At 71.7% G+C, this 15,148-nt stretch carries 13 protein-coding genes and 1 pseudogene; 4 read left to right on the top strand and 10 right to left on the bottom strand.

Annotation, left to right across the window (positions count from 1 at the left end; all coding sequences use genetic code 11):
* Positions 1-22 precede the first annotated feature (22 nt).
* The 3 genes from dacB to ACIPV1_RS05905 all read left to right on the top strand — a co-directional run bounded on the left by dacB (position 23) and on the right by ACIPV1_RS05905 (position 3,707).
* Positions 23-1,531, top strand: a complete 1,509-nt coding sequence (dacB, locus tag ACIPV1_RS05915) for a D-alanyl-D-alanine carboxypeptidase/D-alanyl-D-alanine-endopeptidase (RefSeq protein ID WP_123938668.1) — start codon at positions 23-25, stop codon at positions 1,529-1,531.
* A 23-nt stretch (positions 1,532-1,554) separates the two neighbouring features.
* Entirely contained in the window at positions 1,555-2,175 is a 621-nt protein-coding gene (locus tag ACIPV1_RS05910) for an isochorismatase family protein (protein WP_123938669.1), read from the top strand.
* A gap of 62 nt (positions 2,176-2,237) precedes the next feature.
* Complete coding sequence (locus ACIPV1_RS05905) at positions 2,238-3,707, top strand: NAD-dependent succinate-semialdehyde dehydrogenase (protein WP_402726243.1); 1,470 nt, start codon at positions 2,238-2,240, stop codon at positions 3,705-3,707.
* 19 nt (positions 3,708-3,726) lie between these two features.
* Here ACIPV1_RS05905 and ACIPV1_RS05900 read toward each other — a convergent pair whose 3' ends face one another.
* The 10 genes and pseudogenes from ACIPV1_RS05900 to ACIPV1_RS05855 all read right to left on the bottom strand — a co-directional run bounded on the left by ACIPV1_RS05900 (position 3,727) and on the right by ACIPV1_RS05855 (position 13,236).
* Entirely contained in the window at positions 3,727-5,580 is a 1,854-nt protein-coding gene (locus ACIPV1_RS05900; protein ID WP_123938670.1) for an ABC transporter ATP-binding protein, read from the bottom strand.
* A 7-nt stretch (positions 5,581-5,587) separates the two neighbouring features.
* On the bottom strand, positions 5,588-5,803 hold the full coding sequence (locus ACIPV1_RS05895) for a helix-turn-helix domain-containing protein (protein WP_123292166.1): 216 nt from the start codon (positions 5,801-5,803) through the stop codon (positions 5,588-5,590).
* 140 nt (positions 5,804-5,943) lie between these two features.
* Positions 5,944-7,323: an MFS transporter gene (locus ACIPV1_RS05890; protein ID WP_402725930.1), complete on the bottom strand. Its 1,380-nt coding sequence runs from the start codon at positions 7,321-7,323 to the stop codon at positions 5,944-5,946.
* Positions 7,324-7,511: 188 nt separating this feature from the next.
* A pseudogene (gene ribA, locus ACIPV1_RS05885) lies at positions 7,512-8,165 on the bottom strand (GTP cyclohydrolase II); the annotation flags it as partial.
* A 29-nt stretch (positions 8,166-8,194) separates the two neighbouring features.
* Entirely contained in the window at positions 8,195-9,259 is a 1,065-nt protein-coding gene (ribD, locus tag ACIPV1_RS05880) for a bifunctional diaminohydroxyphosphoribosylaminopyrimidine deaminase/5-amino-6-(5-phosphoribosylamino)uracil reductase RibD (RefSeq protein ID WP_402726242.1), read from the bottom strand.
* 150 nt (positions 9,260-9,409) lie between these two features.
* Entirely contained in the window at positions 9,410-9,967 is a 558-nt protein-coding gene (locus ACIPV1_RS05875; protein ID WP_402725929.1) for a GNAT family N-acetyltransferase, read from the bottom strand.
* A gap of 2 nt (positions 9,968-9,969) precedes the next feature.
* Complete coding sequence (trpS, locus tag ACIPV1_RS05870) at positions 9,970-10,980, bottom strand: tryptophan--tRNA ligase (protein ID WP_111084195.1); 1,011 nt, start codon at positions 10,978-10,980, stop codon at positions 9,970-9,972.
* A 42-nt stretch (positions 10,981-11,022) separates the two neighbouring features.
* Complete coding sequence (locus ACIPV1_RS05865) at positions 11,023-11,865, bottom strand: exodeoxyribonuclease III (RefSeq protein ID WP_402725928.1); 843 nt, start codon at positions 11,863-11,865, stop codon at positions 11,023-11,025.
* A gap of 258 nt (positions 11,866-12,123) precedes the next feature.
* Positions 12,124-12,396, bottom strand: a complete 273-nt coding sequence (locus tag ACIPV1_RS05860) for an HPr family phosphocarrier protein (RefSeq protein WP_111086640.1) — start codon at positions 12,394-12,396, stop codon at positions 12,124-12,126.
* Between the two features lie 69 nt (positions 12,397-12,465).
* Entirely contained in the window at positions 12,466-13,236 is a 771-nt protein-coding gene (locus ACIPV1_RS05855) for a DeoR/GlpR family DNA-binding transcription regulator (protein ID WP_111086639.1), read from the bottom strand.
* 252 nt (positions 13,237-13,488) lie between these two features.
* On the opposite strand from ACIPV1_RS05855, the gene ptsP reads away from it, so the two are divergent.
* A complete protein-coding gene (gene ptsP, locus ACIPV1_RS05850) occupies positions 13,489-15,144 on the top strand; it encodes a phosphoenolpyruvate--protein phosphotransferase (RefSeq protein ID WP_173169371.1) in 1,656 nt (551 codons plus the stop codon).
* Positions 15,145-15,148 lie beyond the last annotated feature (4 nt).

Raw genomic sequence — 15,148 nt, 5'->3', positions numbered from 1 at the left:
CAGTTCCGTAGGATCGGTCGCGATGTCCGAGCAGCAGCCCACCCCGCCTTCCGTACCGGAGCGTGTCCGCGCCGCCGTCGCAGCCGCGCGCGCCTCCGCCGTGCGCCGCCCGGTGCCCTGGATCGCCGGTGGGCTCGCGGCCCTGCTCGTGGTCGGTTCGGGCGGGGCCGTCGCGGTCGCCGCGGCGATGACACCGGACACGGGCACGACGGCCGCGCCGGCGACCACGTCGCGCGCGACCTCGACGCCGAGCCGATCGACCGCCACCGCGAAGCGACCGACGAGCACGCCGACACCCACCCCGGACGCCCGCGCCGTGCCGAAGGACCCGGCCGGCCCCTCCGCCCTGCGCACCTGCTCGATCGCCGGCGCGGCGTCGGCGAGTGGTCTCGGTGCGTTCGAGGGGTACGTCATGGACGCGAAGACCGGCGAGGTCCTGTTCTCGAAGGACGGCGACAAGGCCGCCCAGACCGGCAGCGTCATGAAGACCCTGACGACGGCGACGGCGCTCGCGGTGCTCGGCGGCGACCACCGCATCCCGACCACGGTCACGCAGGAGTCCGGCGGGACCATCGCGCTGGTCGGGCACGGCGACGCCACCCTGTCCGCCGGCAACGGCACGGTCTACCCGGGGGCCCCGACGCTCGCGCAGCTCGCCCAGCAGGTCAAGGCGAAGGTCGGCGACACCCCCGTCACCACCATCGTCACCGACGACACGTACTGGAGCGACGCCGACGCGTGGGACCCCACGTGGCCGGTGTCCGAGCGCACGATCGGGTACCAGCCGGAGATCACCGCGCTCATGGTCGACGGTGACCGGGCGAACCCGGCGGCGGCGACCTCGCCCCGGTCCGAGGACCCGGTCGGCCGTGCGGGCACCGCGTTCCGGACGGCACTGGCGAACGCCGGGGTCGCCGGGGCGGGGTCGGCACAGATCGTCAAGCGCGCCACGACCAGCACGGACACCATCGCGACGGTGTCGTCGCAGCCGGTGTCGACACTGATCGGGCAGATGATCCCGAACTCGGACAACACCCTCGCCGAGATGCTCGCCCGGGTGTCGTCGAAGGAGTCCGGCTCGAACGGGTCGGCGGCGTCGCTGACCTCGGTGTACCAGTCGGCGCTCGGCTCCTACGGCGTCGACCCGGCCGGCATCGTCATCAAGGACGGCTCGGGCGAGAGCGCCGCCAACGCGGTGTCGCCGAACTTCGTCGCCCACCTCATGGTGCAGGTCGCCGCCGGTGCGAAGGGCCTCGGTACCCTCGCGAACGCTCTGCCCGTGTCGGGGCAGTCCGGCACGCTGGCCAGCCGCTTCACCGGCGCGAACGCCGTCGCCCGCGGCAAGGTGCACGCGAAGACCGGGTGGATCGACAGCGCGAACACCCTCGGCGGGTACATCGACGCCGCGGACGGATCGCGCCTGACCTTCGCGTTCTACGCCATCGGTTCGTCGCGCGCGGCCGCGCTGCCGGCGCTCGACGCGGTGACCGCGGCGGCCTACTCGTGCGGGAGCAAGCTCACCGACTCCTGAGTCACCGGGTGTTGGATGGGCCCATGGCACGGGCTCTCCTCATCGTCGATGTCCAGAACGACTTCACCGAGGGCGGTGCGCTCGGGGTGACCGGGGGTGCGGCCCTCGCGGAACGGATCAGCGCGTTCCTCGGCCGGCACGCCGAGGAGTACGACCTGATCGTCGGCTCCCGCGACTGGCACCACGGCGACGACGACAACGGCGGACACTTCGCCGGACCCGAGGGCCCCGACTTCGTCGACACGTGGCCCGTGCACTGCGTGGCCGGCACACCGGGCGCCGAGTACCACCCGGAGCTCGACACCGAGCCGATCGACGTCGACGTCTTCAAGGGCCAGGGCACGCCGGACTACTCGGCGTTCCAGGCGCGGACCGAGGCGGGCGTGCCGTTGCCGGACATCCTGACCGAGCACCGGGTGCACTCCGTCGACATCGTCGGCATCGCCACCGACCACTGCGTCCGGGCCTCGGCCCTCGACGCCCGCGCCGCCGGCATCGACGTCGCGGTCTACGAGGACCTGGTCGCCGGCGTCGACGACGAGCGCAGCGCCCGCGCGCTCGACGACATCCGAGCGGCCGGCGGGCACGTCGACCGCAGCGACATGGACGAGGGGCTCGCGAACCCCGGAGGAGCACAGTTGTGACCGAGACCAGCACCGAGACCAGCACCGACACGAGCGCCACGACCGGCGACCTCACCACGACCGTGGGCGACGACCACGTCACCGTGCAGGGCGTCCCGACGGGCCTGTTCATCGGCGGGTCCTGGCGCCCGTCGACGAGCGGCGCGACGTTCGCCGTCCGCGACCCCTCGACCGGCGACGTCCTGGCCGAGGTCGCCGACGCCACCCCCGAGGACGGCATCGCCGCGCTCGACGCCGCGGTGGCCGCACAGCAGGAGTGGGCGGCGACCGCACCACGCCAGCGTTCCGACGTGTTGCGCCGCGCGTTCGACCTCGTCCGCGCCCACGAGGACGACCTGGCCGCCCTGATGACGCTCGAGATGGGCAAGCCCCTGACAGAGGCCCGCGGCGAGGTGGTCTACGGCGGCGAGTTCCTCCGCTGGTTCTCGGAGGAGGCCGTCCGCATCGGCGGCGACTACCGCACCAACCCCGAGGGCACCGGACGCGCGATCGTCCTGAAGCGTCCGGTCGGCCCGGTGTACGCGATCACCCCGTGGAACTTCCCCCTCGCCATGGCGACCCGCAAGATCGGCCCCGCACTGGCGGCCGGCTGCACGGTCGTCGTGAAGCCGGCGGAGCTCACGCCGCTGACCACGCTGTTCCTGGTCGAGCTGTTCCGCCGTGCCGGGCTGCCGGACGGCGTGCTCAACGTGGTGCCGTCCCTCGACGCCAAGGGCCTGTCCGAGCCGATCATCGCCGACCGCCGCCTCCGCAAGCTCACCTTCACCGGGTCGACGCCGGTCGGGTCCGCGCTCCTCAAGCAGGCGGCGGACAACGTGCTCAGGACGAGCATGGAGCTCGGCGGCAACGCCCCGCTGTTGGTCTTCGACGACGCCGACCTCGACGCCGCCGTCACCGCTGCGATGCTCGCGAAGTTCCGGAACGTCGGCGAGGCCTGCACGGCCGCCAACCGGTTCTTCGTGCAGGACGGCATCGCCGACGCGTTCGTGGCAGCCCTCACCGCGAAGGTCGACGCGCTCCGCATCGGCCGGGGCACCGAGGACGGCACGACGATGGGCCCGCTCATCGACGACCGTGCGGTGGACAAGGCCGCTGGACTCGTCGACGACGCGGTCACCCGCGGCGCACGGCTCGTCACCGGCGGACACCGCGTCGAGCGGCCCGGCACCTACTACGCGCCCACGGTGCTCGACGACGTCCAGCCGGGATCGGAGATCCTGACGACCGAGATCTTCGGACCGGTCGTGTCGATCACCCGCTTCGCGACCGAGGACGAGGGCATCCGGCTCGCCAACGACACCGAGTTCGGGCTCATCGCCTACGCGTTCACGACGGACTTCCCGCGCGGGCAGCGGCTCGCCGAACGCCTGGAGACCGGGATGCTCGGGCTGAACACGGGCGTCGTGTCGAACGCAGCGTTCCCGTTCGGCGGGGTGAAGTCGTCCGGGCTCGGCCGCGAGGGCTCGCACGAGGGCATCGAGGAGTACCTCGAGACCGTGTACGTGCTCACCCCGGACCCGTTCGCCGCCTGAACGGGCCCGGCGGCGGGGCTCAGACCAGCAGCTGGTGCTTCGCCAGGTCGCGGTAGAGCGGCGTCGACTCGACCAGCTCGGAGTGCGTGCCGGCGCCGACGACCCGGCCGTGCTCGAGCACGACGATGACGTCGGAGTCCACCACGGTGGACAGCCGGTGCGCGATGACGAGCAGGGTGCGGTCTTCGGCGACGGCGTCGATCGCCAGCCGCATCTTCTGCTCGTTCACGCCGTCGAGCGACGACGTCGACTCGTCGAGCAGCAGGATCGGGGGAGCGGCGAGCAGCGCGCGGGCGATGGCCAGCCGCTGACGCTCGCCGCCGGAGAGCATCACGCCGTCCTCGCCGACCTGGGCGTCGAGCCCACGCGGGTCGCGGTGCAGGACCTCGCCGAGGTTGACCGCCTCGAGCACGCGGACGCAGTCGTCCTCGGTCGCGTCCGGCGAACCGAGCAGCAGGTTGGCGCGGATGGTGCCGGCGAGCACCGGGGCGTCCTGCTCGACGTAGCCGATCTGGGCGCGGAGCTCCTGGCGGTCCATGCCCCGGACGTCGATGCCACCGAGCCGGATGACGCCCTCGGTCGGGTCGTAGAACCGCTCGATCAGGGCGAGGGTCGTCGACTTGCCAGCACCCGACGGACCCACGAGTGCGACCCGCGAGCCGCGGGGAACGCGGAACGACACGTCGTGGAGCACCACGTCGTCGACCGGACGCTCGTCGGCGAGGCGATCCGGGCCTCCCGGTCGGTCCACCGCGCCGGACGCGACGGCGCCGTCCGGACCGGACGCATCCGCTGCAGCTGCGTACCGGAACGTGACGTGCTCGAACGTGATGGCGTCGTCGGAGGCGACCGCGGCGGCGGGGCGCGCAGCGGCGTCGTCCTGCGCCTCGGTCGGCAGGTGCAGGATCTCCTCGATCCGGCCGAGCGCACCGAGCGCCTGGGCGACCGCGACGGCGGCGCCCATCGCCTGGCCGAGCGGCATGATCATCATGAAGAGCAGCAGGATGAACGTGATGAGCGTGGCGATGGTGATGGTGCCCGCGGCGACCTGGGCCCCGCCGACGCCGAGCACGGCGATGAACGCCACCTGCATGACGATGCTCGCCACCGGCACGACGAAGGCGGACATCTTCGCGATGTCGAGGCCGCGCTGGTAGGCCTCGGTCGCGTGTCCGTCGACCTCGTGCACCTCACGCTCGGTGGCACCCGCCGCGCGGATGGTGCGGACGGCGCCGATGCCGCGCTCGACCGCCGCGGTCAGGTCGCCGACCTTCTCCTGCGCACGCTTCGACGCGATCCGGATGCGCCGACTCAGTCCGCCGACGACCACGATCGCGACCAGGACGATGACGACCACGATCACGAGCAGCAGCGGGTCGATGATCGCCATCGCGATGATCGCGCCGATGAAGGTGAGGGCGCCGCCGATCGACTCGATCAGGCCCTGGGTCAGGACGGCGCGCAGGAGCGTGGTGTCGCTGCCGACGCGGGACACCAGGTCGCCGGTGCGGCGGGTGTCGAACTCCGAGATCGGCAGGTTGAGGATGCGGGCGATGAGCTTGCGGCGCGTCGAGAGCACGACGCCCTCGCCCGCACGCTGGAGCAGGAAGTGCTGCACACCGTTCAGGACGCCGGCGACCAGGACGAGCCCGACGAGCAGCCAGACGAGCGTGCTGAGCGTGTTGCCCTGCTGCACCGCCGTGACGACCTGGTTGACGAGCAGCGGCTGCGCGAGCGACGCCCCGGCGCCGAGGATGCTCAGCACGATGATGACGACCATCGCCGGCTTGTTCTCGAACAGGTAGGACAACAGGCGGCCGAAGGTGGCGCGGGGGCCGTCGGTCTTCTTGGGGCGCGCGAAGGGGAGACTCATCGTGTTCCTAGTTTCTGCCGTACTTCTTGTGCACTGCCTGTCGGCTGACACCGAGCAGGGTCGCGATCTCCTGCCACGACGCCCCGGCGTTGCGGGCGGCACGGGCAGCGAGTTCTTCGGTCCGGTCGAGTTCACGGCGGAGCTCGCGCACGTTCGCGAGGGCGGAGAACGGGTCGTCCCCGGAGGCTCCGGCCGCGAGGCTCGTGATGGTCGGTCGATCCATGGCTGTCAACCTACATTGACGCGCCGACATCTGTCAACCTGAGTTGACGGACAGGGTCGCGCCGTGCGGTGGACGCGACGACCGACGGGAGGCCCGGTGCCAGCTGGCACCGGGCCTCCCGTCCCACAGGTGGTCGCGTCTCAGGCGTCCGCGAACTCCTTGCTCTTCGTCTCGCGGACGAAGAGCAGCGCGACGAGCGTCACGACGGCGGCGATCGTCAGGTACAGCCCGACCAGGAAGATGTTGCCGTCGGCCTTCCACAGCGCCAGGGCGATCGTCGGTGCGAGCGAGGCACCGAGGATCGACGCGACGTTGTACGCGATCGCCGAGCCGGTGTACCGGACGTTCGTCGGGAACAGCTCCGGCAGCAGCGCACCCATCGGCCCGAAGGTCAGCCCCATCAGGGACAGCCCGACGATCAGGAACGTCACCACCGTGATCGGACCCTGCGACGCGGCGAACCAGAACTGGAACGTCAGACCGAACAGCGCGATGCCGATCGTGGTCGGGATGAGGGTCTTCCGGCGCCCGAACTTGTCGGCCAGGATGCCGGCGATCGGGGTGAAGATGCCGAAGAACACGACGCCGATCATGAGCAGCGTCAGGAACTCACCGCGGCTGTAGCCGAGGCCGACCTTCGGGACGAGCGGACCGGCCTCGGCACCGGTGGTGCCGTACGACAGCGTGAACGTGGTCATGAAGTAGAAGAGGACGTACGTCGCGACCATGCCGAACGTGCCGACGATGAGCGCCTTCCACGAGGTGCGGAACACCCGGCCCAGCGGGATCTTCGCGACCGTGCCGGACTCCTGGACGCCGCGGAACACCGGCGACTCGACGAGCTTGAAGCGCACGTAGAGCCCGACGATGACCAGGACCGAGGAGAGCAGGAACGGGATGCGCCAGCCCCACGCCTGGAAGTCGGCGTTCGGGGTGCCGTCGGCACCGGCGGGCATCGCGGCGTTGATCGCGATGAACAGGCCGTTCGCGAGCAGGAAGCCGATCGGTGCGCCGAGCTGCGGCATCGAACCGAACACGCCGCGCTTGCCCTTGGGGGCGTTCTCGGTGGCGAGCAGTGCCGCACCGGACCACTCGCCGCCGAGGCCGACGCCCTGGGCGAAGCGCATCACGGCGAGCAGGACCGGCGCCCACACGCCGATGGTGTTGAACGTCGGCAGGCAGCCGATCAGGAACGTCGCGGTGCCCATGACGAGGAGCGACGCGACGAGGGTGGTCTTGCGGCCCACCCGGTCACCGAAGTGCCCGAAGATGATCGACCCGATCGGCCGCGCGAAGAAGGCGAGGGCGAACGTCACGAACGACGACAGCTGCGATGCCGTGGGGTCCTCGTTCGGGAAGAACAGCGTCGGGAAGACGAGGACCGCGGCCGTCGCGTAGACGTAGAAGTCGTAGAACTCGATCGAGGTGCCGACGAGGCTGGCGATGACGACGCGCGAGCGCGGGTTGCCTGCTGGTGCCGGAGCTGAAGTCGGGGTTGCTGGTGCCGGTGCGGCGGTCATGGGTGTCGTGTGGTCTTCCGTGGTGCGCGCTCCTGGCAGGGAGCACGGATACCCGAAACGGCGGACACCGATCGGTTCGCGCTGGGTGGCGCGGGCACCGATCGGGTGCGTTCGGTTGGTGGGGGACCGCTTGTGACGGAAGACAACATCGTACGACAGATGTCGCCCACCTGCGAATCAGCCCAGAGTCAGCTGGCGGCTCCTGCGCCGGCGCCCGCCCCGGCGCTGGCGCCGGCCTCGAGGTGCGCGGGCAGCTGGTGCCCCATCCGGTCGCGCTTGGTGTCGAGGTAGCCGGCGTTCTGCGCCGAGACGCCGACGACCAGCGGCACGAGCGACTCGACGGTGATGCCGTGCTCCTCGAGCTGGCGACGCTTCTCGGGGTTGTTCGAGAGCAGTCGCACGCGGGTGATCCCGAGTTCGGCGAGGATGCCCGCGGCGCCGCCGTACGCACGGGAGTCGGCCGGCAGCCCGAGCGCCAGGTTGGCGTCGAGCGTGTCGAGGCCGTCTTCCTGCAGGCGGTAGGCCTTGAGCTTGTTGATGAGCCCGATGCCGCGTCCTTCCTGCCCGCGCAGGTAGACCACCACTCCGCCCTCGGCAGCGATGGTGTCGAGCGCGGCGTCGAGCTGGGGCCCGCACTCGCACTTCAGCGAGCCGAACGCCTCGCCGGTCAGGCACTCGGAGTGCACGCGGACCAGGGCGCCGTCGGACGGGGCGGACCCGTCGGGCAGCGCGCCGATGATCGCGACGTGCTCCGCGCCGGTCACGAGGTCGCGGTAGGCGCGCATCTGGAACGTGCCGTGGGTGGTGGGGACGTTCGTCGACACCTCGAACTGGACGGGGCTGCCCGGGGTGGAGGAGGTCAGCGCGTCGGTCATGGGGTGCTCCGGTCGTTCGTGGGCCCGTCGTCTCCGAACCCGGGTGCTGCGTCGTGCTGCTGCGCTGTCGCGCTGCGTTGCGGTCGGGCTCGGACCAGCAGGTCAGGGCCCAGGCTGGTGGTCGATAGTACGTCCAACCGCCGACGCCCGGACATGCTTCCCACCCCGAGGTCGTCGAGGGCGACCCGGGGTCCGCCGAGCAGGATCGGGGCGACGTACACGAGGTACTCGTCGACGAGCCCGGCGGCGATGAGCGCGGACGCGACGGTGGGGCCGCCCTCGACGAACACCGAGTGCACGCCGTGCCCACGCAGGGCGGCGAGCGACGCGGCGAGGTCGTGCCCCGGCAGCGTCACGAGCCCACGGGGGTGTCGCCGGACCGCGGCGTCGTCGGGGACGGCGCGGTCACCGAGCACGACCGCGAGCGGCTGGTCGGCGAGGAGTTCGCCCGCGTCACCCCGAGCGGTCAGGCTCGGGTCGTCGGCGAGCACGGTGCCGGTGCCGATCAGGATCGCGTCGTGCGCGGCACGCTGCTCGTGGACGTGCTGCCGGGCTGCGGCGCCGGTGATCCACTTGCTCGTCCCGTCGGCAGCCGCAGCCCGGCCGTCCAGGCTCGAGGCCCACTTCACGGTCACCCACGGGCGTCCGAGGCGGACCGACAGGAGCCACCGTTCGAGGAACGCCTCGGCCTCGTCGGCGAGCACACCGGACACGACGTCGACACCGGCGGCGCGGAGTCGGTCGGAACCGCCGTGCACGTCCGCGCCCGGATCGTCGATCGCGTACACGACACGGGCGACCCCGGCCTCGATCAGGGCGACGGCGCAGGGGCCGGTGCGGCCGGTGTGGTTGCAGGGCTCGAGGGTGACGACGGCCGTTGCGCCGCGGAGCTGAGTCGGATCGACCTTCGCCATCGCGTCGACCTCGGCGTGCGGGGTTCCGGCACCCTTGTGCCACCCCTCGGCGAGGACGTCGCCGGCGGGGGAGAGGATCACCGCGCCGACCCGAGCGTGGTCGCCCACGACGGGCCCGAGGGCCGCGAGTTCGAGCCCGCGGCGCATCGCCCGGACCTCGGTGGGTCGTGCCGTGTCGCTCACGGATCGAGCCTACCGGCGGTGGATCGGTGACGCGTCATCGTCGGGAACGCGGCGTCATGCGGGACCTGGTCGCGGAGCGCTGCGTCATGAAGGGCCGAGTCACGGAGCGCTGCGTCACGGAGCGTCGGGCCACGAGAGGTCCGATGCGGGCGCGCCGTCGGCCCGGCGCAGGGCGGTCCAGGCGGTCGTCGGTCCGCCGTCGCGTCCGGGGATCCGTGCGGGCCCGGCGCCGGTGAACGAGAACCCGGCGCTGCGTGCGACCGCGGCCGACGCCGTGTTGCCCTCGTAGCACTCCCAGTAGACGTCCCGAGCACCGTCCTCGAACGCCCAGTCCACGACGAGCTCGACCGCATCGTGCATCAGGCCGGCACCGCGGGCCGAGGGCGCCAGCCAGAAGCCGAGGTCGCGGCCGGCGGTGCGGTAGCCGATGATCCCCTCGAGCCAGGTCGACCCGCGGCGACGGATCGCCCAGGTGTACTCGCGGTCCGACGCCCAGCCGGGTCCGACCAGGGCGTCGACGAAGGTCCGTGCGTCCTGTTCGCGGTAGGGCGTGGGGATCGTCGTCCAGCGGACGATGTCCGGGTCCTGACAGGCGTCGGTGATCGCCGCGGTGTCCGACCGGGTCGGGACGTCGAGTCGGACCCGGGCGGACTCCAGCGTGACCGGCAGCACGGTCAGCCGCGCGAGCGCGGGACGAACCCGATCCGGTCGTACACACGCGCCAGGGTCTCCTGCGCGATGGACTCGGCACGGTCCGCTCCGACGGCGAGCAGTCGATCGAGCTCCGCCGGGTCGTCGAGCAGCTCGAGCGTGCGGGTGCGCACCGGCTCCAGCTCGGCGACGACGGCGTCGGCGACCGCGCCCTTGAGGTCCCCGTAGCCCTTGCCCGCGAACGATGCCTCGAGCTCGGCGACGGGGGTCCGGCTGAAGGCGGACAGGATCGCGAGCAGGTTCGTCACGCCCGGCTTCGCCTGCCGGTCGGAGCGGATCTCGCGCTCGTCGTCGGTGACGGCCGACTTGATCTTCTTCGCGGTGCGCTTCGGGTCGTCGAGCAGCCGGATCAGGCCGCTGTCGGACGCCGCCGACTTGCTCATCTTGCTCGTCGGGTCCTGCAGGTCGTAGATGCGCGCCGTCTCGGTGCCGATGCGGGCCTCGGGCACGACGAACGTGTCGCCGAACCGCGAGTTGAAGCGTCCGGCGAGGTCGCGGGTGAGCTCGACGTGCTGGCGCTGGTCGTCGCCGACCGGCACGACCTTGGTGTCGTACAGCAGGATGTCGGCGGCCATCAGGACCGGGTACGTGAAGAGCCCGACCGACGCGGCCTCGGACCCCTGCCGCGCCGACTTGTCCTTGAACTGGGTCATCCGGCTCGCCTCACCGAAACCGGTGAGGGTGTTGAGCACCCAGGCGAGCTCGGCGTGGGCCGGCACGTGCGACTGCACGAACAGCGTCGACTTCGTCGGGTCGATGCCCGACGCGATGTACTGCGCGGCCGTCGCCCGGGTGCTCGCGCGGAGCTCGGCCGGGTCCTGCGGCGAGGTGATCGCGTGCATGTCGACGACGCAGTAGATGGCGTCGAAGTCGTCCTGCAGGTCGCGCCACTGCATGAGCGCCCCGACGTAGTTGCCGAGGTGGAGCGAGCCGGCGGACGGCTGGATGCCCGAGAAGATGCGGGTCTTGGTCATGGTGGTGTTCCTGTGGGTCAGGTGGAGCGCAACGAGTGGGGATCAGAGTTCGTAGTCGACGACCACGGGGGCGTGGTCGGACCATCGCTGGTCGTACGCCGCGGCGCGGTCGACCGTGTACTCCGTGACCTTCGCCGCGAGGTCGGGCGTGGCCATCTGGTAGTCGATGCGCCAGCCGGTGTCGTTGTCGAACGCCTGGCCGCGCCAGGACCACCACGTGTACGGCCCCTCGACGTCGCCGGCCTGCGCACGCCCGACGTCCACCCAGCCGAGCCCCTGGCCCGTCGAGCCGTCAGCGCCCTCGACCGGTTCGCCGTCGGCACCGAAGAAGCGCGAGAAGTAGGCACGCTCGCCCGGCAGGAAGCCCGCTCGCTTGACGTTGCCCTTCCAGTTCTTGATGTCGCGCTGGTCGTGCCCGACGTTGAGGTCACCGACGACGACGGCGAGCGGGTTGTGCGCGCGGAGGGCGGGCAGCCGCTCGGTCATGGCGTCGAGGAACTTCCACTTCTCGTCCTGCTTGGGGGTGTCGACCTCGCCCGAGTGGACGTAGGTGGACACGACCGTGACCGTGGTGCCGCCGATCTCGTAGTCGGCCTCGAGCCAGCGGCCGGCGGAGTCGAACTCGTCCGGTCCGAGGGCGACGCGGTGGATCTGGGCCGAGTGCCTGGACGCGATCGCGACACCCGCCCGGCCCTTGGCGGTCGCGGGGTCGTGCACGATGTCCCACTCGTCGCCGAGCAGACCGGCCAGGTCCTCGCTCGACGCACGGACTTCCTGCAGGGCGAGCACGTCGACGTCGCGGGTGGCGAGCCAATCGCCCATGCCCTTGCGGAAGGCGGCGCGGACGCCGTTCACGTTGACGGATGCGAGGCGCAGGCGTGTCATGCCGACCACCTTATCGGCGGGCGCCGACAGCCCCGGACCGCACCGGTCCGAGGTTCCACGACTCGCCGCGTGCCGTCCGCCGAGGTTCCACGGACCGGCCCGTGGCGGGTCGAGATGCCGAGATTTCGGAACCTCGGCGGGGCCGGACGGGGCCGGACGGACGGGGCGGGCGCGGGCCCGGCAGTGCGGGGGACCGCAGGACGGACGGGAGGCACGGTGCCAGCTGGCACCGTGCCTCCCGTCCGTCGCAGTGCGGCGTCAGGCCGCGTCGTGGTCCGTCTGCAGGAACTCGACCAGGCTGTCGGCGGTGGTCTCGGCGTCGTCGCCGGTCACGGTGAGGCTGACCTCGTCACCGTTCTCGATGCCCAGGCCGAGCAGGGCGAGGATGCTGCCGGCGTTGCCGGACTTGTCGCCCTTGGCGATCGTGACCTGGTGGCCGGAGGCCGTCACGGTCTGGACGAAGAGGGACGCGGGGCGCGCGTGCAGGCCGGACGCGCTGGCGACGGTCACGGTGCGGGTGGCTTCGGACATCGATGTACTCCTGTCGATGGGTGGTGCGCTCATGCTAGCGAGCGCCGGATGGGCGGGTCGGGCGAGCGGTCAGGGTCGACCGGGCCAGAACACCTCGGTGCCGGCGGCCTCGACCTCGCGGACCAGGTCGAGGTTGACGGCGGGGTCGGTGATGATCGTGTCGATGGCGGCGAGGGGTGCGACGCGGCCGAACTCCTCGCGGCCGAACTTGGTGTGGTCGGCGAGCAGGATGCTGCGGCGGGCGGACTTGATCATCGCCGACTTCACCGCGGCCTCGGCCATGTTGTGGGTCGTCAGGCCGCGCTCCGGCGTGATGCCGTTGATGCTCACGAAGGCGACGTCGACGCTCACCATGCCGATGAGCTGGTGCGTCCACGTGCCGACGCCGGCCAGGGAGTCGCTGCGGATGTTGCCGCCGAGCAGGTGCAGGTCGATGCCCGGCCGGTTCGCGACGGCCATCGCGACGGGGAGCGAGTGGGTGACGACGGTGAGTCCGCGGTCGGTCGGCAGCATCTCGGCGAGGCAGATGGTGGAGGTGCCGGCGTCGATCATGATCGAGCCGTTCTCCGGCAGCTCCTCGAGCGCGGCCTCGGCGATGACCATCTTCTCGGCCTGGTTGATGCCGCCCCGGTCGCCGACACCGGGGTGGATCGTGATGCGCTCGACCGGGATGGCCCCGCCGTGGGCACGTCGGACCAATCCTCGTCGCTCCAGCGAGGTGAGGTCGCGGCGGATGGTCTCGGGCGTGACCTCGAGCAGCTCGGCGAGGTCCTTGACGTCGACCCGCCCCTGCGCGCGCGCCTGCTCGACGATGCGCTGGTGGCGTTCTGGTGCGTACATCGGACCTCGTCGTCTCCTGGTCGGAACGGAACGGACATGACCGGGCACGAACCTGACGGAACCGAGCCGGAGCGGCTGGCCGCCAGACGCAAACGGGCATCTGTTTCTGCATTTTTATCCCCGGATGTGTTTGTTTGTCAACGCGGATCGGGGTAGTGTGCTGCTCAGCCGCACCGGCGAGGTCCCGTCTCAGCCGTGCGCGCACCGAACGAACACCCCACCGCAAGCGCGTGTGAGATGAAGGAGTCTCGAATGTCCGAACTGCTCGGCACCGGCGTCGGTCGTGGCGTCGCCCACGGCCCCGTGCTCCGCATGGCGGACCCGCTCGGCGAACCGTCGAAGGACGCCCTGACCGGTTCGGCGGACGACGCGAAGCAGGCCGTGCACGACGCACTGGCCGCGGTGGCCGAGGACCTCAACAAGCGCGGACAGCTCGCCGGCGGCGACGCCCAGGCCGTGCTCGAGGCGCAGGCGCTCATGGCGCAGGACCCGACCCTCCTCGACGACGTGCACACGCGCATCGACGGCGGCACCAACGCCGAGCGTGCCGTGTACGAGGCGTTCGCGCAGTTCCGCGACCTGCTCGTCGGCATGGGCGGCTACATGGGGGAGCGCGCAGCCGACCTCGACGACGTCGCCCAGCGCATCATCGCGAAGCTCCGCGGCGTGCACGCCCCCGGTGTCCCCGAGTCGGACACCCCGTTCGTCCTCGTCGCCCGTGACCTCGCTCCGGCCGACACCGCACTGCTGGACCTCGACAAGGTCCTCGCGCTGGTCACCCGTGACGGCGGCCCGACCTCGCACACCGCGATCCTCGCCCGCGCCAAGGGCATCACCGCGATCGTCGGCGTCACCGGTGCCGACGACCTGGTCGACGGGCAGTCGATCGTCGTCGACGCCGTCGCCGGCACCGTCGTCACCGAGCCGTCCGAAGCCCTGGTGGCCGACGTCGAGCAGCGCATCGCCGACCGGCTCGCCGCGGCCGCCGCTCCACTCACCGCCGGTGCCCTGGCCGACGGCCACGTCGTGCCCCTGCTCGCGAACCTCGGCAGCCCCGCCGACGCCGCGGGCGCCGTTGCTCTCGGTGCGGAGGGCGTGGGGCTCTTCCGCACCGAGTTCCTCTTCCTCGACTCGCCGAAGGCGCCGACCGTCGACGAGCAGACCGAGTCCTACCGTCAGCTCCTCGCCGCGTTCCCGGGCAAGAAGGTCGTCGTCCGTGCGCTCGACGCCGGTGCCGACAAGCCGCTGCCGTTCCTCACCGACAAGGACGAGGAGAACCCGGCGCTCGGCCGTCGCGGACTCCGTGCGCTGCGCAACCACCCCGAGGTGCTGCGCGACCAGCTCGTCGCACTGGCCCAGGCGGACGCTGCGACCGAGGCCGACCTCTGGGTCATGGCCCCGATGGTCGCCGACGCCGAGGAGACCGAGTACTTCGTCACCCTGGCCCGCGAGCTCGGCATCCGCACCGCCGGCGTGATGGCCGAGGTGCCGTCGCTCGCCCTGATGGCCGAACAGGTCTTCCAGAACGCGGACTTCGTGTCGATCGGCACGAACGACCTGACCCAGTACACGATGGCCGCCGACCGCATGCTCGGCACCGTCGCGTCGTACCAGGACCCGTGGCACCCCGCCGTCCTGCGCCTCGTCGCGCAGCTCGGTGCGGCCGGTGCCGACGCGGGCAAGCCCGTCGGCATCTGCGGTGAGGCCGCAGCCGACCCGTTGCTCGCCGTCGTGCTCGTCGGCCTCGGCGCCACCACCCTCTCCATGACCCCCGCGGCCCTGGCCGACGTGCGCGCCGAACTCGGTCAGCACACGCTCGAGCAGGCCCGCGAGATGGCCCAGGCGGCACTCGCCGCGTCCACGGCGGCGGCCGCGAAGTCCGCCGCGGCGGCTGCGCACGCCGTCTGAGCCG

The organism is Curtobacterium sp. NPDC089991 (genome assembly GCF_044748425.1).
Taxonomy (GTDB): domain Bacteria; phylum Actinomycetota; class Actinomycetes; order Actinomycetales; family Microbacteriaceae; genus Curtobacterium.
Note: the sequence above shows the minus strand (reverse complement) of the source record. Positions and strands in the feature narration are given on the sequence as shown.